A 19,871-nucleotide genomic window follows, 5' to 3' on the forward strand; every position below is an offset into this window, starting at 1 on the left:
GAACCTTGCACCTGTTCTCGGTTTTTCAATCAGACATTGCAGGAGAATAGCGAATTTGGGGCTAACAGCGATTGTAGGGATGGTTCGTTCAGCGTTCAGTTACGATGACATCATCTATGATTTCCTTCAGGAAAAGTACAATCTCATCTACATGCTCTGTCCCGGTATGAGGTGAAATAACGGATAGTTTGGCCGCGTAAAGCGGCATCGTATGCTGGTCTTCCGTTAATACAGATAAATATTTTTTTGTATGGTCAAACGACATTCTCTCTCTCCGCTGGCCCAATCGCTCGAATAATCTTTCGTTCAGAAGATTGGTACGCTCCACTTCGTCCTTCGTGCATTCCCCGTTCAATTCCTCCGCGAAGCGGGAAACGCCGCCCGGGTATATGCGAAACAAAGTAATGTTCCCCGGATTAAATCGATTTACAATCACCGCTTCGGGAATATTCATTTTCAGCGCCTTCCTGAATGCAATGTTCACTTCAACCAGGTGACCCAGCATCTGTTGATAACCTTCAGTCCCGAAAGCAAGCAGTGCGCTGTAGATTCCGAAGGATCTCGAGGGCGTTTCTTCCGCGGTTAGGTCTATAAGCTGAAGATCCTTTGCGTCTTTAAGTAGAAGCATGCTGCTTGAATACGGAAGCTGTCCCAATTTATGAAAATCGAAACACAATGAATCCGCAAAGCGAAGCTTTGCCATTTTGCACTGAATCCTGTACAGGGCGTGTAATGTCTCCGGTCCAAAGGAAAAGGGATTGGCTGCAAAATCGTATCCGTTAAAGAAGGCAAAGATTCCGCCGAGCACCGAGTCCGCATGGATATGCGGCCGGGGAACGTTATAAACGGAGCACAGAATAGCGGCTAAATGGTAAATTTCCTCTACATCGTCGATCCCCATCGCATCGCTTGTCCCCGTTGTAGCTACAATGCAAATCGGTGTGCCCCCGCTGCGGATCACACGAATCAATTGATCCTTCAATTCCACAAGATCCATGGAATTGTCCGGCAGTGTACGCACCCGGATCAAATGACCGCTTCCGATCCCGACCGCTTCCATTGATCTGAGCAAGCTGTCATGAGCCGCTTCCGAACAGAGCACATATAGCTTGCGGGGCACTCCCGAGCGGGGTGCATCAGGAGCAAGCTTGGCAATCGCGATGCGCAAAGCCGTAAATATGGCCTCTTGCCCTTCCCCAGGGGTATAACCTCCGCTGCTGCTGTTGTAACCGACCAGCCTGGACAGCATCGCTGTTACCCTGGCTTTCGCTTCCGTTCCTGCCGGCCCGTATGCATCCGGTACATGACTGCCATTGACCAGACAAGCAGTTAATAGGCCGAGAATACCCGGGATGCTCGCCATCTGGGTCGTGTCTGTCAATTCGTATCTTGTATGTAGGGGGAGGGAGTGCAGAAGTGACAATAGCTTATGATTGACCTCTTCCATAGGAATGCCTGCTGCCGGTATTTTGCTTGACCATATAAGTTCACCATTCAAGTCACCTTGTCGGCGGTTACTCTCCATGAGATATACATGATCATGAGCTTTAAGCCGATCGATGCCGATCAGGATTTGCTCGATCCATTTCAGAAAAGCTGCTCTCTGCGAATCATTCCCGTCTGAACCAGGGTACCGTGTTCCGATGTCAGGCTTGCTGTCGTACAACATCCTATCCCCTCCCTGTGTGCTTGTATTACCTACAAAGCAGGCCCCGAGCCGCCGTCGATATTTACGGAGGTACCTGTTACATAAGAAGCAGCCCCGGATGCCAAAAATGTAATCACTTTTGCCGCTTCGTCCGTATCCCCGATCCTGCCGAGCGGAATCTGATGGCGGGGATCCCGTGCATATTGCTCCCAGGTGAAGCCTGGCTCCTCCCGTTTCCATCGTTCCTCAATCTGTCCGCTTCGGATCACGCCGATGCACACCGTATTTACTCGGATCTGATCGGGAGCCAGGTCCCGGCTCATCGCTTTCGTCAAGGCCAGTCCGGCAGCGCGGCTTACGGAGCTTGGCATGGAGGAGGCTGGTGGTGTCTTGGACAAAGATGTAGTGACATTGATGATCGCTCCGCCTCCGGCAGCCCGCAAATGCGGAACGGCAGCCCGTGATACGCTGATAGCAGCCAGCAGCTTTAAATCCAGATCGGAGGTCCACTGCTCATTGCTGATCTGCTCAAATGGCTTCGCTGCCGCAGTCCCCGCGTTATTCACCACAATATCGAGCCGTCCGAAGCGGCTTACCGTATCGGATACCGCTTTTTCGCAGTCCCCGGATGTAGTGACGTCAACTTTGATCGTTAGCACCTCAGAGCCGGACCGGTCCCGAATGTGTGCCGCCGCCGTGGCCAACGACTCTTCGCTGCGCGCGCATATGGCAACCCTGGCGCCCTCGGCGGCAAGTGTTGCCGCCGTCTCCAGGCCGATTCCTTTGCTCCCGCCGGTGATCAATGCAACTTTTCCCTTAAGACCCAGATCCATGATGTGTCCCCTTCCTGTTTCCCAACTTATTGAGCATCAGATTATATATTCCTCGCGAGCCGGAGTGAAAATGTCCAAAGAGACCGTGTCTTCGACGGCATAGACGCTGTGTTCCAACCCTCCGGGGATGACAAAGCTTCCCCCTGCCTTTACTTCATACTCCTCTCCGTTACAAGTGACCCTGACCCTTCCCTCCAGAATGTAAAAAATCTGTTCATGTTCATGGCTGTGCAGAGGAAAAGTGGAGCCATGCGCCAATAGATGTTCGACAAGCATCAGTTTCTCATTATGGGCAAGGACTCTTCTCTCGACCCCCTGGAATGGATAAGTAACCTCGACTTGATCACGGTCTCTCAGCATGGGATTCAACCCTTTCATCGGAGTATTGGACTTTGAAGCGGCAAGCTCACGGACAACCTCAATAATGATGTCTTCCTGCCCGGCTATAATTTTTCTTCTGCCCAGCTCAAGGAACACTTCGTGGGGATCCACGTTATATTTTTGGGATAAACGCTCCACAGGCTTTGCAAAGCCTGAAAACACACCGGCCAATCCGCTGATCACACTGATGGAGTTAATGGTGGGCACTTTGTCTATGAATGCTTTTTCTGCTACATTTGCACCCTGGAGGAGCTTGGACAGGTCAATGTTCGTGGTGTAGCCCAATTTATGCAGCACGGGAATCAGCACCTCTAATTGGGTGTTACCTGCTCCGGCTCCGAATCCCCGCATCGTGGCGTCCAGTATTTGTGCGCCTGCCTGCAGAGCGGCAACCGAATTGGCGACGGCATGGCCCAGGTTGTTATGTGCATGAAAGCCGACCGGAATCGTCAATACGGCGGTGAGCGCGCCAATCCGCTCCGTGACGTCATTCGGCAAATAGGCTCCGGCGGAATCCATGATGATGACTCCTTGTGCGCCGTATGACTGCATTTTCAAGGCTTCCTGCACCAGCAGCCCGACGGATGCCATATGGCTCATCATCAGCACGCCATAAGCTTCCCGCCCCTGGCTCAGGGTATATTCGATATGTCTCTTGGTGATGTCGGCCTCCGTACAATGAGAGGCAACCCTGACCGTATGCACGCCCATCTCGATGGCCTTTTTCAGGTCATGGATGGTGGCCAGGCCGGGAATGACATGGATTCCTATTTTGGTTTTACGCAGGGTCTGGGAGGCCAGGATGAAGATTTCCTCATCCGAAACCAGGGATTCCCCCAGCTGCAATGACGAAGCCCCCAGGCCGTTGCCATGGCCTACCTCGATGACAGGGATGCCGGCTGCCTCCGCCACAAGCATGTAAGTCTGCATTTGCTCTTTGGTAAACTGGTGCCGAACGGCATGGGAGCCGTCTCTTAAGGTTGGATCGCTGATCAGCACGGTCGTCATGCTTACGCACCTCTCTCGATCCCTGTCAGCTTGAAGGCGTACTTTTCCGCAATGGCGATGGCTGCGCAGTTAATGATATCCAGATTTCCGGCATACTTCGGCAGGAAGTCCCCGGCTCCTTCCACCTTAACCATAACGACAACTCTTCCGTCCTCAATGGAAGGAGGGATAATCAACTGATAGCCTGGCACATAAGCCTGGATTGTGGAAATGATCCGATCCAGATGCTCTTTTAGCGTATTCAGATCAGGGTCATGGACCTTGGCATAGACGGTGGTTTGCATATCGACGCAGGGCTCTGCGGGATTTAAATTCAGAATGGCTTTGGCGCGGCGGGCGCCGGAGAATTTTTTGATCGCTTCCTCGGTGGTTTCGATGTATTCGTCGAGGTTGGATCTGGTGCCGGGGCCGGCGCTCATGGAGGCAATGCTGGATACAACTTCAATATAATCAACCTGACTATGGGATTGTCCGACCGCATATGCCACCGGCACGGAGGCTTGTCCTCCGCAGGTAACCATATTCACGTTGTCGAGAGTCAGGCATTCGTGCAAATTTACGGCAGGAACGCACATGGCTCCGATTTTTGATGGCGTCATATCGATAACAAACTTCCCTAAACCTCTGAGAATTTTCTCGTGCTGTATATGGGAATACGCTGTAGTGGCATCGAAAACAATATCATACATAGAGGCATGTTCTATCAAAGCGTCAATTTGCTGATCGGAAACGTGTACGCCGAGCTCTCTCGCGGTGACCATTCCCCGCGATTCCGGATTTCTCCCCACAAACAGCGTGCACTCCAGGTAAGGGGATCGCATTGTCTTCTTCAGCAGATCCGTCCCGATGTTACCGCTGCCAATAATCGCAACTTTGACCTTATTGTTCATGTGATACTGCTCCTTTGCAGTTAGATGTGCGATATGGTTTAATGCTCTGCAGTGCCAAGAAACCCATCAAAAATCAATACATCCATGTTACTCCAACATCAAAAAATCCGTTTTTATTCCTTAAAGATCAAAAATTTACATTTTCGAACGCAAAAACACCTCCTTCTTATCTGATAATGGAATAAGACGGAGGTTTTCCGTCGTATTCGGCAGCTGGCTGGCATCATGGTATTCCACCTAAGCCCCTATAGCTTTGCGTCCCCGTCTTTCGGCGGGTTTGCCTTTATCGTACGAATTTCATTGCTGTCTAACCGTGTTGTATGATGTCAATTTACCAATACAATGGTTATATGGGAATAGGAGTTTGGAACTATTTTCCTCAAATTTTCTTTTTTTAGGGCAAAGAAATAAAAATTTTAAGTTCTTTTGATTCATGAAAAGCAGGACCCTCGAGCTGATAGACGCTCACAAAGACAGTATAAAAAATGATACTAGGGAACATGGATGTGAGTACTTGTGTGGGGAATCGTAACATATGATAATAAATTGTGCGCAACTAACTTGAGTTGCAGTGCAGTGAAAAGGCATTAAATGTATGTTTCGTAAACCTGTGGTTGAAACTATGGGACAGGAACCAGGGAGGGATTACCATGTCAAAGAACATACTGTTCACGCCTTACACCATTAAAGGCTTGGAGCTTAAAAACCGGATCGTCATGGCGCCGATGTGCCAATACTCGGTGACGGCAAAGGACGGCATTCCGAATGACTGGCATTATGTCCATTACACCAGCCGTGCTGTGGGCGGCACAGGATTGATCATTATAGAAATGACAGATGTTGAGCCTGATGGCCGCATTTCAGACTATGATCTGGGTTTGTGGTCGGATGAGCATATCCCCGCTTTCCGCCGTATCGCCGATGGTGTGCATGAGCATGGAGCGAAGCTGGGCATCCAAATTGCCCATGCCGGCCGCAAGGCGGAGGACGCAGCCGAACCGGTTGCCCCGTCGGCCATTGAGTTTCCTGGTGGAGAGCCGTACAAGAAACCGCGCGCGCTGACAACGGAGGAAGTACAGGAGATGGTGAGGAAGTTCGGGGAAGCGGCGCGCCGTGCTGTAGCGGCAGGAGTGGATACGATTGAGATCCATGGAGCACACGGCTATCTCATTCATCAATTTCACTCCCCTCTCACCAACAAGCGGGATGATATCTACGGACAAGACCTTTCACGCTTCGGTGTAGAGGTCATTCAGGCGATCAAAAAGGAGATGCCTGAGAATATGCCGCTGCTGTTCCGGATCTCCGCTGTGGAGTATGCGGACGGAGGCTACGATATCGATCATGCGATCGAATTGCTCAAGAAATACCGTGATGCAGGCGTGGATGTTGTTCACGTCAGCTCCGGCGGCGAAGGGACTCCTGGAGCGAGAAGACCGGGCAACCATCCCGGCTATCAGGTTCCGTTCGCCCGGCAGATCCGTGAGGAGGTTGACATTCCGGTCATTGCCGTCGGAAGACTGGATGACCCGGCCATGGCGCAATCGGTCATTGGGAACGGAGACGCCGATCTGGCGGCGGTGGGGCGCGGCATGCTGAGCGATCCTTACTGGGCTGTACATGCGGCGGTAACGCTCAGCGAGGATCATAAAGTTCCGGTGCAATACGAGCGGGCGTTTTAATGGATAGGCGCCGATAGGTGTCGTGCAAGGTCTTATAATAACCCGGCCGAGGGATTCAGCCGGGTTATTTCTTGTGTTGTTTTTTCGTCTGACCAGTATCATCTGCACCTTAATTTGGCGGAAAATAGAGGGAATCCCCGTATGGGTTTGACACAGCAGCAAAGATCTATTATTATCTCATAGTGTAAGATAAATTTTAGAAGGTGTGAGCCATGCAATTGGATTATAAAGCATTAGCTGTAGAACTCTTTGAATACGCCGCCCAAGCTCGCAAACCGCCGCTGGATGATGGGAGAAAGCTCTTTTCGCGCGGGGAAATGGGGATCCTGATCCACCTGAATTTCCATAAAGACGGGTCCACCTCCGGAGAATTGAGCGAATACTTGTCCGTCAGCACGGGACGGGTGGCAACAGCGCTAAAGAGCCTTGAGAAGAAGGGGTTTGTTGTGCGTCGTACCGATGCGGATGACAAACGAAGGGTGATCGTATTTATTACCGATGCCGGCCGGCAATTTCTGCTTGACAGACGTAACGAAGGAATTGCGTTAACCGAGAAAATGCTGCGCAGGCTGAGCGAGGAGGACGCCAGGGAGTTTGTCCGCCTGGTAAAGATCATGGCTTCCAAGAGTTAATAACCAATGCAGTTCATTTAAGGGCTGCATGATATTTTTGCCAAATGTCTTACACTATAAGATAAAAGGAGAGCAACCGGATGGTGAAGATTTTCAAATACCTCAAGAGGCATGAATGGATGCTCGTGCTGTTTAGCTTGGCTTTCATCGTTGTACAGGTATGGCTTGATTTGCGGCTGCCGGATTATATGGCGGAAATTACAACCAAGCTGCAGATGGAAGGATCGAAGATATCGGATTTGCTTATTCCCGGCGGTTATATGCTGCTGTGTGCTGTCGGCAGTATGATCGCCTCGATCATTGTCGGTTACTTCGCCGCCAGGGTGGCGGCAGGGCTGGCCATGCGTCTGCGCGGCATGGTGTTTGACAAAACATTGTCATTTTCCATGGAGGAGATTAACGGCTTTTCGACGGCAAGCTTGATTACCCGCTCAACGAATGATGTTACCCAAATTCAGACTGTGGTTGCACTGGGGCTGCAGGTGATGATCAAAGCGCCGATTCTGGCTGTCTGGGCCATCGTAAAAATTGCGGATAAAAATTGGCAGTGGACCGCCTCCACCGGAGCGGCCGTAGCCGTGCTGATCCTGATGCTGAGTGTGATCATTATTTTTGCGTTGCCAAAGTTTAAAAAGATTCAACAGCTTACGGATAATCTGAACCGCGTAACCCGTGAAAATTTGACAGGGCTGCGGGTGGTTCGCGCTTATAATGCAGAGCCTCATCAGGAAGCCAAGTTCGAGCAGGCCAACATTGAATTAACGAAAACGAATCTGTTTGCGAACCGGTTAATGGCGATGATCGGACCGGGAATGACCTTTATTATGTCCGGCCTGAGTGTTGCCATCTACTGGATCGGAGCTTATCTGATTAACGCGGCGGCTGTGCCTGACCGTATCACACTGTTCTCGAATATGGTCGTATTCTCCTCCTACGCGATGCAGGTGGTCATGGCCTTTATGATGGTCAGCATGATCTTCATCATGATGCCCCGTGCGTCGGTATCCGCCAAGCGGATCATGGAGGTGCTGAATACCGAAGCCAAGATCGTTGACGGGAAGGAAACGGCAGGAAAAGCGGAGTTGACAGGCCAGGTGGAATTCCGCAATGTCAGCTTCAAATATCCGGACGCGGAGGAGCCGGTGCTGCGTAACATTAGTTTCACCGCCAGAAGGGGCGAAACGGTGGCCTTTATCGGCGCTACAGGCAGCGGCAAAACCAGCGTGATCAACCTGATCCCCCGCTTTTATGATACGACAGAAGGAGAAGTGCTCGTTGACGGTGTGAATGTCAAAAACTATACACAAGAAGCGCTTCATAACAAAATCGGATATGTGCCGCAGAGAGCTGTGCTGTTCAGCGGTACGGTCACTTCCAACGTGGCGTACGGTGATAACGGGAAGGGTGCCAACGGGAAGCCGGGAATGTCCGAAGAGCTCGTGAAAAAAGCAGTCGAAATTGCCCAAGGCGCCGAGTTCGTGGAGAACATGGAGGGCCAGTATGAGGGGCAAATTGCCCAGGGCGGAACCAATGTATCAGGCGGTCAGAAGCAGCGGTTATCCATTGCGCGTGCGATCTACCGCCAGCCGGAGATTTATATTTTCGATGATTCCTTTTCGGCGCTTGATTACAAGACAGACCGCATTCTGCGCTCGGCACTCAAACAGCAAACCGGCGATGCCACAACACTCATCGTTGCGCAGCGCATAGGTACCATTAAGGACGCCGACCGCATTATTGTCTTGGAAAATGGCGAAATTGTCGGCAGCGGCACGCATGAAGAGCTGATGGATAATTGCGGCACTTATCAGGAAATCGCCTATTCCCAGCTTTCGAAGGAGGAACTCGTACATGGGTAAAAATGAATACACCGTGGGCAGCCACAATACAAACGCGAAACAGCGGGGGCCTGGGAGTGGAGGTCCCATGGGCGGCGGCATGAGGCCTGGTGAAAAATCGAAAAATTTCGGAAAAACGGTCAGCCAGCTTTTATCCTACAACAAAGCCTATTTGCCCCTGATTATACTGGCTATGATTCTCGCTTTGCTCGGCTCTGCCTTCAACGTGATTGGTCCTGATAAGCTCAGCGATATTACGAACCTGATCCAGGAAGGAATCATGACAGGCATCGATCTGGACGCCGTTCAGAAGATCGTTCTTATGTTAGCCCTCCTATACGGATTGGGAATCGTCTTTAACTATTTCCAGGGTTTTATCATGGCCACGGTAACACAGCGCATCACGAAAAAAATGCGGACAGAATTATCGCAAAAAATCAATCATATGCCTTTGAAATATTTTGATTCCACAAGCTACGGCAATGTGCTGAGCCGTGTAACCAACGATGTGGATACCATCGGCCAAACGTTGAATAGCAGTATGAGCGCCCTGGTTGGATCGATTGCTACGTTCGTTGGCGCTCTGCTGATGATGGTTTTTACCAACTGGATCATGGCTCTTACAGGGATTGCGGCTACAGTGATCGGCTTTGTATTGATGATGGTGATCATGAAGCATTCGCAGAAATATTTTATCGCCCAGCAGGGGGAGCTCGGTCAAATCAACGGCCATATCGAAGAAACTTATGCGGGTCATAACGTAGTCAAGGTATATAACGGGGAAAAAGAAGCCAAAGAGGTGTTCCATAACATTAACGGCCGTCTGTACACCAATGCCTGGAAATCCCAATTCATGTCAGGCCTTATGATGCCTGTCATGATGTTCATTGGGAACCTCGGTTATGTAGCAGTCTGCGTTGTCGGCGCTCTGCTCGTATCCAACAATGTCATCACGATTGGTACGATTGTTGCCTTTATGGTGTATATTCGCTTGTTTACACAACCCTTGTCCCAATTGGCACAGGCTGCAACCAACCTGCAATCCGCGGCTGCCGCTGGCGAACGGGTATTTGAATTTTTGGGTGAAAAAGAATTGGCGGACGAAAGCGCAAAAACAACGAAGCTGGAGACCGCCAAAGGGGATGTTGAATTTAAAAATGTCCGTTTCGGTTATAACGAAGACCGTATGATTATCAAGGATTTCTCCATGAAAGCCAAAGCCGGACAGAAAATTGCCATTGTTGGTCCGACAGGCGCCGGTAAAACCACCTTAGTGAATCTGCTCATGCGGTTTTATGAGCTGAACAGCGGGGAAATTTATATTGACGGCACCCCGATCAGCCAGTTAACGCGTAAAAATGTTCATGATCTGTTCTGCATGGTGCTGCAGGATACCTGGCTGTTTGAAGGAACCATTCGTGAAAATATCGTGTTTTCCAAGGAGCATGTCACCGACGAAGAGGTTGTAGCGGCAAGTAAGGCGGTGGGGCTGCACAGCTTTATTAAAACTCTGCCGCATGGATATGATACGGTGCTGGATGACAAAGCCAATCTCTCTGCAGGTCAAAAGCAGCTGATCACCATCGCCAGAGCCATGATTGAAAATGCGCCCATGCTCATTCTGGATGAAGCGACAAGCTCGGTGGATACGCGCACAGAGCTGCTGATTCAGCAGGCAATGGATCAGCTGACGGTTGGCAAAACCTCCTTCGTCATTGCCCACCGTCTCTCGACGATCAAGAACGCGGATTTGATTCTGGTCATGAAAGACGGCGATATTATTGAAACTGGCAATCATGAGGAGCTGTTGGCCAAAGGCGGTTTCTATGCCGAGCTGTATAACAGCCAGTTCGAGAATGCGTCATGAGTGTGATGTGAGCCGCTCTGAGAACGAACCATTCCTACAATCGCTGTTGACCCTTCGGGCCAAAGGCGAACGCTAACGCTTTTCCGGAATTGCTTCGTTCTCTCCGCTGATGCGTGCAATCACCCATATGGTGTGGTTAAGGAGAAAGGGGGAAGAGATGCTGATCGAACATCTCTTCCCCTTTTTGAAGATTTCAGAAAGTACATCGATAGACGTACATCCTAAGAAGACAATCGCTTGACGCTACTCATTCTAGTTTACGCCCTTCTGTTAGAAATAGTATGGATTGTTGTAAAGCTAGAGCTATACTAGTTATACTCTAGCTTTACACTAAAGGAGGATTATTTATTGTCAGAACTGATGGAGTTTCATTGTATTTTGTCAATTAATGAAGCCAATATTCCTAAAATTCAAGAGATTCTCATTAATATTTTTGGGAATCCTTCACCAGGAAACGAAAGAATTCAAAATTACGAGGTTTTTAGTCTTGAAGAGAATGAACAGTTTAAAGGGTTCATATTAAAATGTACTGAAAATGAATTGAAGACAATTAAAGAGCAACTAGATAAAGTAGGGATAAATAATTTTGATGATTATTTTTTCCATATAAGAAAACATTTCCACCCCTTTTGTACACTTAATAAAGTGGAACACGAAGGGATTGCTTATAAAAATAAACTTGATTGGGAAGTAAAATACACCGAAGGTCCTTTGACAGAAAAACTTGGGAACCCAGATGAAGATGGCGAGTATTTCATTTTTAGCGTCAAAAAAAGTGAGATAGTAGATGAAAATGAGTTAGAATACATCAACAAAAAGTTTAAGGAATGGGTTGAAAATTCTATAAAACACAAATGATCAAATACAAAGGAACAAAATGGGGTCTGTCAATATCTTTGTGTAAACTACATATGTAGAATCGTTATTGGGAGCTAAAGAAACAAGGAACGGCTTGGCCTTGGCTAGAAAGAAGAGGGAGAAGAAGGCGTACAGCCTCTTTTCCCTCTTCTTTTGCTTCGTTTACTCGTTCGGGTAAACTATAATCTTCAGGCTTCCGCTTTTATTGTGGATGGCCTGCTCCAGCGCATCCCGGGTCTGGGCCAGCGGGTATCGGTCCGTGATCAGGGATTTGGCGTCAATCTGCCCGGAAAACAGGAAGGAGATGCCGGCAGGGTAGGTGTTGGCGTAGCGGAAGATACCGTAAATATCGATTTCATTGTCGGCCATAAAAGGCACATTCAGCGGAATCTCATCCTGTGCGGGCAGGCCGACAATGGCCAGCTTGCCGCCGCGGCGGAGCGAATACAGTGCCGATTGCAAGGCCTTCGGGTTGCCCGCCGTCTCCCAGGCGGTATCGACACCTCGCCCGCCAGTCAAGCGTTTGATAGCTTCGACGGGATCTTCTTCACGAACATTGATCGTATCCGTGGCTCCCATCCGCTTGGCGGCCTCCAGCCGGATGGGTTCCAGATCGGTCACGATAATGCGCGAAGCCCCGAAGGATCTGGCGGCGGCAACCGCCATCAGGCCGACAGGGCCCATGCCCATAATCGCGAGGGTGGAACCCGGCTGCAGCTGGCTGCGGCGGGCAGCATGAATGCCGACGGAGAAAGGCTCGTTGAGCGCAGCTTCCTCGAAGCTCAAATGATCCGGAATGGGGAAGACGAAGTCCTCCCGCATGGCCATATACTGCACGAAAGCGCCGTCCACAGGCGGAGTGGCGAGGAATTGCACGTCAGGGCACAGGTTATAGCGGCCGGACTTGCAGGCATCGCATCGCCCGCAGGTGACGCCGGGCTCCACCGCAACGCGGTCTCCTGGCTGGAAGCGGGTGACGGCAGAGCCGACCGCACTGATGATCCCGGCACATTCATGCCCGAGGATGATGGGCTTCTCCACGACATAACGGCCAATCCGTCCGTTCTCATAGTAATGCACGTCTGATCCGCAGACTCCTACAGCCATAACCTTGATCAGCACCTCATCCGGCTGCAATTGGGGTACAGGCCGCTCCTCAATGTTAATCTCTCCGGGTTTCGGCATAACGGCAGCTTTCATCATTACAGGGTTCTCCGCATTCAACATGAGTTGACTCATTCTCCTTTCTGAATCACAGCATTTATCCGTTCGCAAGCTCTGTAGGATTCATCCCGGTAAACTTCTTGAACAGTGTACTGAAGTAAGGGACGTTTTTATAACCTACGCGGTCGGCTACCTCGTAAACGAGCATTTTCCGTTCCAGCAGCAGCTCCTTTGCCTTCTCCATCCGCACACGTGTCAAATACGTATTGAACGTTTCTCCCGTCATATTGCGGAAGATGTTGGACAGGTAATTGCGGGATATAAAGACTTTGTCCGCCAATTCCGAGAGAGTGATATCTTCGTCATAATGCTCGTGAATGTACTGGACCATAAAGTCCACGGCCTGACGATGCTTGCTGCCGCCGCCCCACTCACGGCTTTGGCAGATGACGGTGATCTTCTCCGTCAGCCAGGCGGCAAGCTGCTCCAGCCCGCCAAGGGCGGACATTTCCCGTGATAGCTCGCGATTGGGAAACAGATCATCCAGCAGCATGCCGACATCGTACAGACAGTAAGCGATTACACCCCACAGCTCGCTTGCCAGCATGCGCGCGTATTCTGGTGTATCGCCGCCCTGCTTCTGCAGCTGCCGGGTATAGTCGGTCACAAGCTGTTTGGCGCGGGTTTCCTGCGATGTTTTAATGGCGCTTGCCAGCTCCTGATAAAACTTGACGGGCCGCATCATATTCCAGCTTTGCTCACTGCTCGGCACCAGACCTTTTCCGTCCAGAGAGTGGAACGCCTCTTCCGTGGAATCCGGAATATCCAGCCACGAAGCTTTCCACGCCCCGAATCCGATCCGCAACTTCAGCTTCAGGTAATTCCATACACAGGTCTTCAGCGTAGCGCTAAGCTCGTCGGTCCGCCCGGTCAGGTCATCGCATGCCGCTTCCGGACCGGCATGCAGGACAACCACCGAACGCATGCCGTGCAGCTCTGTATACTCGAAAGAGGCAAACCGTTCCCTGACCACCTCATGAACAATGTTGCTCACAGCGAACCTAAACAGGTTCCAATCTGAAATGGTAAGGCTGCCGGAGCGTGCGCAGCGGTCAAGCTCGATCCCCATTATCATATGGGAGGTGTCTGCCCAGCGCAGGTAAGGGGAGGGCAGCAGCTCATTTCGCCGGTAGGAGGGGTCCAGCGTGCCCGTGACGGCGGCTTTAACCCATTCCTTTTCCACAAAAGGCTCATACAGCATCAGCTTGTGCATCATCTCATCCTCGCGGGCGCGCCGGATATCTTCACTGGACAGATCCTGCAAGGCCTTGGCCAGCACGGATTTGAAGGTGGGAACGCTGATCGGCTTGGACAGGTAATCGCTGACGTCCAGCCTCAAAGCCTGCCTGGCATATTCGAAGTCGGAGTATCCGCTCAGAATAATGATCTTGCCTTCGAATTCCTGCCTGCGCAGCTCGCTGATCATATCGAGGCCGTTCATCACGGGCATGTAGATATCCGTAATGATGACATCAGGCCGGACGCGGCGGATCATGTCGAGGCCGTCCGCCCCGTTCAGCGCTTCTCCGGCCACCTCGGCGTCCAGCTCATTCCAGGGGATGCCGCGCTTCATTCCTGCCAGCACCTGACGATCGTCATCAATGATCGCAATTTTCCACACGCCCCATCTCTCCTCCGAAATGTGATGTACGTTTCACTTGATGATGCTGTGAAGCCTTTGCTAGTTTTCGTATTCCTTAGCCGCGCTTTGGAGCTTCTCGTAAGCCTCCTCCGGTGTTGTCTGCCCGAAGCTCAGCTCATCCCGGATCAGCGGCCAGTCCTTATCGATAAAGTTGGTCCAGCCCTTGGCGCCGGTGCTGAATATCTGTCCGTCCTTCTCTGTGGCACGCAGCAGCTCCATGCCCACCTTCTCCGTATCACTCATATTCGCTTCAAGCCCGGCGGCTACCTCCGCATTGACAGGCAAGCCGCGGGTTGTGCCCAGCGTCTTGGCGATGTCCGGATCATTGATGAACCAGTCGATGAATTTCTTGGCCTCTTCATTATGGGCTGAACTGCTGGAGACTCCGAAGAACATGGACGGCTTCAGCCAGCCGCCGGCTTCCTCAGCGCGCGGCATCGTCACCAGGGCATAGGCATCCTTTTTCAGGCTGTCCCATGCGCCGAAATTGTTGGAGAATGCGAGGCGAAACAGGATTTTTCCCGATACCATCAGGTCCATGCCGGGGTCAAATTCCTTGTCGGAGGCGTTCAGGTCGGCTGGAGGAACAAGCCCCTCGCTGCGCAGCTCGGCAAAGGTGCGGGTCCATTCCAGGAAGGTGTCGCGATCCACGTTAAACACGCCTTCATCCGTAACGACCTGCCCTTTGCCTTTGGCGTACTGATAGGCGCTGTAGGCGAAATAGTCACCGGCATAATCCTTCGTGAAATACTGCCCTTCGGGAAGCTTTCCTTTCAGACTGCGGGCCAGCGCGAAGAAATCGTCCCAGGTCCAGCCGTTCTGCGGAGGGGCAGCCCCCAGCTTATCCAGCGCGGCTTTGTCGTAAATCATGCCGTAGGCGACGGAGCCAAGCGGCACAGCGTATTGCTTGCCCTCGTAGTTTCCGGCGGTAAGCACCTTCTCGCCGACCTTGGACAGATCGATGCCGGAGGAGAGGTCCGCCAGCTGGCCCCGTGCGGACCAGTCCGAAATCCAGCCCGGATCAAGCTGAATGATATCGGGCGCATTCTTGGCGGCTGCCTGTGTGGAGAGCTTATCCAGGTAACCGTCCATTCCGGAGTATTCCGGTTCAAAGGTGACGTTGGGATGGAGCTCCGTATATTTTTCAAGTACTTTCAGCGTGGCTTCATGCCGGTCCTGGGAACCCCACCACATGATGCGCAGCTTCACGGTGCCGTCCTCCGCAGTCTTGCTGCCGGAGCCCTGGCTACTGCTGCCGCAGGCCGCGAGGGAGGCAGCGAGAACGGCCACGGCGGCCAATTTTAGAGAGCGCTTCCAAATCATCATATCATACAAACCCCCTGTTTTACTGAAGATTTTGTGCCAAGATCATCGTAACAATTTACCCTGGGCGCGTGTACGGGAGAGATGCACAATTTATTATAAAATCGTCCGAAAATGAGAGCGGCTGCCACGCCCTGATCGGCTCAGGCTTCCTGCTGCGGCCGCTCTGCCAGATGGGGGAGCGTAATGATGGCGCGGGTGCCTCCCTCGGTGCGGTTGGACAGTGCGACTCCATACGTACTGCCGAAGTAGGCATCGATTCTTTCCCGCACATTGCGGATGCCATAACCGCCGTTCGTGCGGTTCCGCTCTGTGGAGGCCGAATGCAGACCTCTTCCGTCATCCTCAACCGTCAGCAGCACTCGTTCGCCGTCTTCCTGCACGCAAATGCGGATGAAGCCATGATCGCGGCCATTGAAGCCGTGCACGATACAGTTTTCCACGAAAGGCTGCAGCGTCATTTTGGGCACGTACAGGTTGCGGGCCGCGTCAGGCAGCTCGATGCTGAAGTTAAGACCGCTCTCCCAGCGAATCTGCTGAATCTCCAGATAACAGCGGATATGGTCCGCTTCTTCCTCGAGCGTAATAAAGCTCTCGCCATTGGACAGTCCGATCCGGAACATTCGCCCCATCAGCTCCAGAATGCGGCTGATCCGCTCCTGGCCTCTTTCAATGGCCATCCAGTTCAGCTGGTCCAGCGTGTTATAGAGAAAATGAGGGTTGATATTGGCCTGCAGCGCCTTAATCTCCGCTCTGCGCTGCTGCTCCAGCCTTTGCTGCAAGGACTGGTAGAGCTGGTTGATGCGTTCGTTCTGCTGCCGGTAGCCAGAGAACAGCTGACCGAATTCGTTGCGGTAATCTTCAGGCAGCATCGGCTCCTTGTCACCGATGGAGAAGCGCTTCATGGCGCCGATCAGCTGCTTGAGCGGGCGAGTAAACTGTTTGCTGAGCCATAGCGCTAACAGAGAGGTTAGCAGCACGGCGGTCAGGCCGATGAGGCCAATCACCTCCGCCAGCCGTCTGCTGCCAGCCGTGATCTGCTCCCACGGTGTCATCTGCACGAGCACCCAGTGCGAATTATCAACCTTGGAATAGACGAGCAGGGTATCGTTCATTCCTGCTTCCCCGTTCAGGCGAAGCACCCCGTTCGCTTCCGTCATCTCATCTGTGCGGCCAGCCGGGAGCGCCTGACCGGGCACTTCTCCTACGGCCAGCAGTTGTCGGCCGGAGGAATCCAGCATGACCCGGTTCGTGCCCGGCGTATCCCCGGATAGAATATTTTTGATGCTGCCGGCCTTTACATGAATGGCGAGGATGCCCAGGTATTTATCGTCGTACACGATTTTACGCACAAAGCTCATCACCGGCACGTCCCCCTGTACGCTGGGAACCGTGTATTCTCCCGACCAGGTGAAATCCCCCTGTTCGACGAGCGGGTACCAGGACTGTCCCGGCGCTTCCTGCAGGCTGCGGAAATGGATATACCCCTCCTGGCTGCTCGTGGAGAAGGGGTTGTTCATATATAGGTCAATGCCCTGAATGAGCGGTATGGAATAGGTGAGTGTTTGCAGGGAAAGCTCGGTCTCCCGGGTTTTCCGGTAATGCTCGTAGGTGCTGCTGCTCCCGGAGAGCAGATCGATCAGCTCCTGATCGCGCGACGTCGAGAGCGAAATTTGCTCAATCGTCGTCAGTCTGGCCGAGAGTTCATTATTCACCTCATTCAGCAGCTGCTGCTGATAATAGGAAGAGGTGGCCGCCAGTTCCCGCGAAGAAATGGTATAGCTGGCCCAGACGGCGCAGCCCAGCACTACAATAAGGAACAAGGCAAAGCCGAGAAAGAACAAGCGGTCAATCCGGTATATTTTGAAAGGATTTTTCATGCTTCATGCTCCCTGTCTGTATACAAGTTGCTGTCTCATGCATTTGAATGAAAAAGGCGAACCCGCAAGCGGCAGAACCGCGGCGTATTCGCCCTAATCTCAAAAAACCTCCACTAAACGCGGTCTGTCTACTTTGAAAGTACTTCGACAGACGTTTTTCTTATCCTTTAATGCCGGTGGTCGCAATTCCCTCCACGAAATGCTTCTGGGCTGCGATGAAAACCAAAGTGGCCGGGATGATGGACACGAGCGACATGGCGAGCAACTGTCCCCATTCCTGCCCGGCCTGCGAATCGTTGATCATGCGCAAGGCCAGCCCCACCGTATATTTGTCCACGGAGTTGATATAAAGCAGATGTCCGAGGAAATCGTCCCAGTTCCAGAGGAAGCAGAAGATCGCAACTGTCACAATCGCCGGCTTCGTCAGGGGCAAAATGATGCGCCAATAGATGCCGAACCAGGAGCAGCCGTCCATCTTGGCCGATTCGTCGAGCTCGCGGGGAACGCCGCGGATGAACTGAATGAGCAGGAAGACGAAGAAGGTCCCTCCCGCGCCTCCCGCCAGGGCATGCGGCACAATAAACGGCAGATATGTATTCACCCAGCCGAATTGATGGAACATGGCGTACTGGGGAATGATGAGCACCTGCCCAGGGAGCATGAGTGTAGCCATGAGCAGGGCGAACCACATTTTCTTGAGCGGAAAATCAAGTCTGGCAAAGCCGAACGCTACCAGTGTGCAGGAGATCAGCGTCACGATGAGCACGGCCAGCTCCAGCTTGAAGGTGTTCAGATAAAAATGGGTGAAGGAGTAGCCGGGCACCGAATGCCAGCCTTCCACGAAATTTTGCCATACAGGAGCCGATGGAAAAATGCTTGGCGAGCTGAGCTCGCTGTTGCTCTTCAAGGACGCGCCGATCCACCAGACGACCGGATAGATCATGATCAGGCTGAACAACATCATGAAGGCATGGCGGATGATATTGCCCCGTCTGCGGGCCGCCGCTTTCGCGCTGAGGCTGAGGCTGAGTGTGCGGTTGCTCATCGTCTTTTCCCTCCCGTGTCGGATTCATAAAATACCCAGTATTTCGAGGTCAGCGCAATGACGGCTGATACGATGACAATCATGACCAGCATGATCCAGGCCAGGGAGGAGGCGTATCCGAGCTGATAGCGGCTGAAGGCCCGTTCATACAGATAGAGAGCATAGACGAACGTGGAGTTCATCGGCCCGCCGTTTGTAATGACATAAGCGGAGGTGAACATCTGGAACGCATTGATGACCCCCATGATCAGGTTAAAATAAATCGTCGGCGACAGCATGGGCAGGGTCACGCGGAAAAACTGGACAAACCGGTTCGCACCATCCACCGCAGAGGCTTCGTACAGATCCGCCGGAATCTGCTTGATCCCTGCCAGGAAAATGACCATGGCCGAGCCGAACTGCCAGGTGGACAACAGGATGAGCGACCACAGCGCTGTGTCCGGACTGCTGACCCAGCCCTTGCCTGTAATGCCGACCATGGCGAGCAGCTGGTTGAAGAACCCATCCACACCGAAAATGTTGCGCCACAGCAAGGACACGGCGATACTGCCCCCGATCAGGGACGGGAAGTAGATGGCTGTCCGGTAAAAAGAAATGCCTTTGACGGCACGGCTAAGCACAATCGCCACGAGCAGGGCGGCGATCAGCTTCAGCGGGACGGAGGCCAGCACGTACACAAACGTGACTTTGACGGATTGCACGAATTTATCGTCCTCGGTCAGGATGCGCTGGTAATTTTCCAGTCCGACCCAGGAGATCGGCTCCATGAGCGTATAATCCGTAAAGGAGTAATACAGCGAGAGCAGCATCGGATAAAGAGTAAGGAAGAGAAATCCGATCAGCCATGGGGAAATAAACAAATAACCCGCGATGGGGGCGTCCCACCGTTTCAGGAAAGGGCGGCGTTTCTTGACATATGTGCCGCCTGTTTGCATGTTAGCGGTTTCAGATGAGTACATTCGGTCACCTCTCAATTAACGAGTTCACTGATTAATTTCAGTATAGGAGGGGGAGAGAGCGGGCAAAAGCAGAGAGATGACCGATTTCTTTTAAAATCTTACGAAAAAAGAATGCCCTCGCCGGGAAAAATGGGAGCAAAAAAAAGCAGCCGCGATGTTGC

At 52.1% G+C, this 19,871-nt stretch carries 15 protein-coding genes and 1 riboswitch; of the genes, 5 read left to right on the top strand and 10 right to left on the bottom strand.

The genetic code is table 11. From position 1 onward, the window contains the following. Positions 1 to 88: 88 nt before the first annotated feature. Genes ACI1P2_RS21385 through ACI1P2_RS21400 form a run of 4 tightly spaced genes read right to left on the bottom strand, consistent with a single transcriptional unit; the run spans position 89 to position 4,793 of the window. Positions 89 to 1,669 (bottom strand): pyridoxal phosphate-dependent decarboxylase family protein, encoded by a 1,581-nt coding sequence (locus ACI1P2_RS21385; RefSeq protein WP_355322421.1) that lies wholly within the window; start codon positions 1,667 to 1,669, stop codon positions 89 to 91. Positions 1,670 to 1,698: 29 nt separating this feature from the next. Then, complete coding sequence (locus ACI1P2_RS21390) at positions 1,699 to 2,481, bottom strand: SDR family NAD(P)-dependent oxidoreductase (protein WP_355322423.1); 783 nt, start codon at positions 2,479 to 2,481, stop codon at positions 1,699 to 1,701. Positions 2,482 to 2,517: 36 nt separating this feature from the next. Then, complete coding sequence (gene dmpG, locus ACI1P2_RS21395) at positions 2,518 to 3,870, bottom strand: 4-hydroxy-2-oxovalerate aldolase (protein ID WP_355322425.1); 1,353 nt, start codon at positions 3,868 to 3,870, stop codon at positions 2,518 to 2,520. A gap of 2 nt (positions 3,871 to 3,872) precedes the next feature. Then, positions 3,873 to 4,793, bottom strand: a complete 921-nt coding sequence (locus ACI1P2_RS21400) for an acetaldehyde dehydrogenase (acetylating) (RefSeq protein ID WP_355322569.1) — start codon at positions 4,791 to 4,793, stop codon at positions 3,873 to 3,875. 172 nt (positions 4,794 to 4,965) lie between these two features. After that, positions 4,966 to 5,052: riboswitch (cyclic di-GMP riboswitch) on the bottom strand. A 358-nt stretch (positions 5,053 to 5,410) separates the two neighbouring features. On the opposite strand from ACI1P2_RS21400, the gene ACI1P2_RS21405 reads away from it, so the two are divergent. The 5 genes from ACI1P2_RS21405 (at position 5,411) to ACI1P2_RS21425 (ending at position 11,637) form a co-directional block, all read left to right on the top strand. Next, positions 5,411 to 6,442, top strand: a complete 1,032-nt coding sequence (locus ACI1P2_RS21405) for an NADH:flavin oxidoreductase/NADH oxidase (protein ID WP_355322427.1) — start codon at positions 5,411 to 5,413, stop codon at positions 6,440 to 6,442. A gap of 218 nt (positions 6,443 to 6,660) precedes the next feature. Beyond that, positions 6,661 to 7,074 carry a MarR family winged helix-turn-helix transcriptional regulator gene (locus tag ACI1P2_RS21410; RefSeq protein ID WP_355322571.1) on the top strand — a complete coding sequence of 138 codons (414 nt, stop codon included), beginning with the start codon at positions 6,661 to 6,663 and terminating at the stop codon, positions 7,072 to 7,074. 80 nt (positions 7,075 to 7,154) lie between these two features. After that, a complete protein-coding gene (locus ACI1P2_RS21415; protein WP_355322429.1) occupies positions 7,155 to 8,933 on the top strand; it encodes an ABC transporter ATP-binding protein in 1,779 nt (592 codons plus the stop codon). Beyond that, on the top strand, positions 8,926 to 10,779 hold the full coding sequence (locus tag ACI1P2_RS21420) for an ABC transporter ATP-binding protein (RefSeq protein ID WP_355322431.1): 1,854 nt from the start codon (positions 8,926 to 8,928) through the stop codon (positions 10,777 to 10,779). The genes ACI1P2_RS21415 and ACI1P2_RS21420 overlap by 8 nt, the downstream gene beginning before the upstream one ends. Before the next feature lie 348 nt (positions 10,780 to 11,127). After that, complete coding sequence (locus ACI1P2_RS21425; RefSeq protein ID WP_355322433.1) at positions 11,128 to 11,637, top strand: hypothetical protein; 510 nt, start codon at positions 11,128 to 11,130, stop codon at positions 11,635 to 11,637. Positions 11,638 to 11,799: 162 nt separating this feature from the next. Here ACI1P2_RS21425 and ACI1P2_RS21430 read toward each other — a convergent pair whose 3' ends face one another. The 6 genes from ACI1P2_RS21430 to ACI1P2_RS21455 form a co-directional block, all read right to left on the bottom strand. Next, positions 11,800 to 12,864 (bottom strand): NAD(P)-dependent alcohol dehydrogenase, encoded by a 1,065-nt coding sequence (locus ACI1P2_RS21430; RefSeq protein ID WP_408976298.1) that lies wholly within the window; start codon positions 12,862 to 12,864, stop codon positions 11,800 to 11,802. 34 nt (positions 12,865 to 12,898) lie between these two features. Further along, the gene (locus ACI1P2_RS21435) at positions 12,899 to 14,482 is read right to left on the bottom strand and encodes a response regulator transcription factor (protein ID WP_355322435.1); all 1,584 of its coding nucleotides are present in this window, start codon (positions 14,480 to 14,482) and stop codon (positions 12,899 to 12,901) included. A 60-nt stretch (positions 14,483 to 14,542) separates the two neighbouring features. Beyond that, entirely contained in the window at positions 14,543 to 15,829 is a 1,287-nt protein-coding gene (locus tag ACI1P2_RS21440; RefSeq protein ID WP_355322437.1) for an ABC transporter substrate-binding protein, read from the bottom strand. A gap of 140 nt (positions 15,830 to 15,969) precedes the next feature. Further along, positions 15,970 to 17,706, bottom strand: coding sequence for a sensor histidine kinase (locus ACI1P2_RS21445; protein ID WP_355322439.1), 1,737 nt, complete (start codon positions 17,704 to 17,706; stop codon positions 15,970 to 15,972). Between the two features lie 160 nt (positions 17,707 to 17,866). After that, positions 17,867 to 18,670, bottom strand: a complete 804-nt coding sequence (locus tag ACI1P2_RS21450; protein WP_355322575.1) for a carbohydrate ABC transporter permease — start codon at positions 18,668 to 18,670, stop codon at positions 17,867 to 17,869. Positions 18,671 to 18,747: 77 nt separating this feature from the next. After that, positions 18,748 to 19,710, bottom strand: a complete 963-nt coding sequence (locus ACI1P2_RS21455; protein ID WP_408976293.1) for a carbohydrate ABC transporter permease — start codon at positions 19,708 to 19,710, stop codon at positions 18,748 to 18,750. Positions 19,711 to 19,871 lie beyond the last annotated feature (161 nt).

It is taken from the genome of Paenibacillus jiangxiensis, assembly GCF_046098255.1.
Taxonomy (GTDB): Bacteria; Bacillota; Bacilli; order Paenibacillales; family Paenibacillaceae; genus Paenibacillus; species Paenibacillus jiagnxiensis.

Excerpts from the sequence above, each read along its gene's own strand:
- ACI1P2_RS21385 (WP_355322421.1), bottom strand. The coding sequence starts at position 1,669 with ATGTTGTACGACAGCAAGCCTGACATCGGAACACGGTACCCTGGTTCA.
- ACI1P2_RS21390 (WP_355322423.1), bottom strand. The coding sequence starts at position 2,481 with ATGGATCTGGGTCTTAAGGGAAAAGTTGCATTGATCACCGGCGGGAGC.
- dmpG (WP_355322425.1), bottom strand. The coding sequence starts at position 3,870 with ATGACGACCGTGCTGATCAGCGATCCAACCTTAAGAGACGGCTCCCAT.
- ACI1P2_RS21405 (WP_355322427.1), top strand. The coding sequence starts at position 5,411 with ATGTCAAAGAACATACTGTTCACGCCTTACACCATTAAAGGCTTGGAG.
- ACI1P2_RS21415 (WP_355322429.1), top strand. The coding sequence starts at position 7,155 with ATGGTGAAGATTTTCAAATACCTCAAGAGGCATGAATGGATGCTCGTG.
- ACI1P2_RS21420 (WP_355322431.1), top strand. The coding sequence starts at position 8,926 with ATGGGTAAAAATGAATACACCGTGGGCAGCCACAATACAAACGCGAAA.
- ACI1P2_RS21430 (WP_408976298.1), bottom strand. The coding sequence starts at position 12,864 with ATGTTGAATGCGGAGAACCCTGTAATGATGAAAGCTGCCGTTATGCCG.
- ACI1P2_RS21440 (WP_355322437.1), bottom strand. The coding sequence starts at position 15,829 with ATGATGATTTGGAAGCGCTCTCTAAAATTGGCCGCCGTGGCCGTTCTC.
- ACI1P2_RS21445 (WP_355322439.1), bottom strand. The coding sequence starts at position 17,706 with ATGAAAAATCCTTTCAAAATATACCGGATTGACCGCTTGTTCTTTCTC.
- ACI1P2_RS21450 (WP_355322575.1), bottom strand. The coding sequence starts at position 18,670 with ATGATGTTGTTCAGCCTGATCATGATCTATCCGGTCGTCTGGTGGATC.
- ACI1P2_RS21455 (WP_408976293.1), bottom strand. The coding sequence starts at position 19,710 with ATGTACTCATCTGAAACCGCTAACATGCAAACAGGCGGCACATATGTC.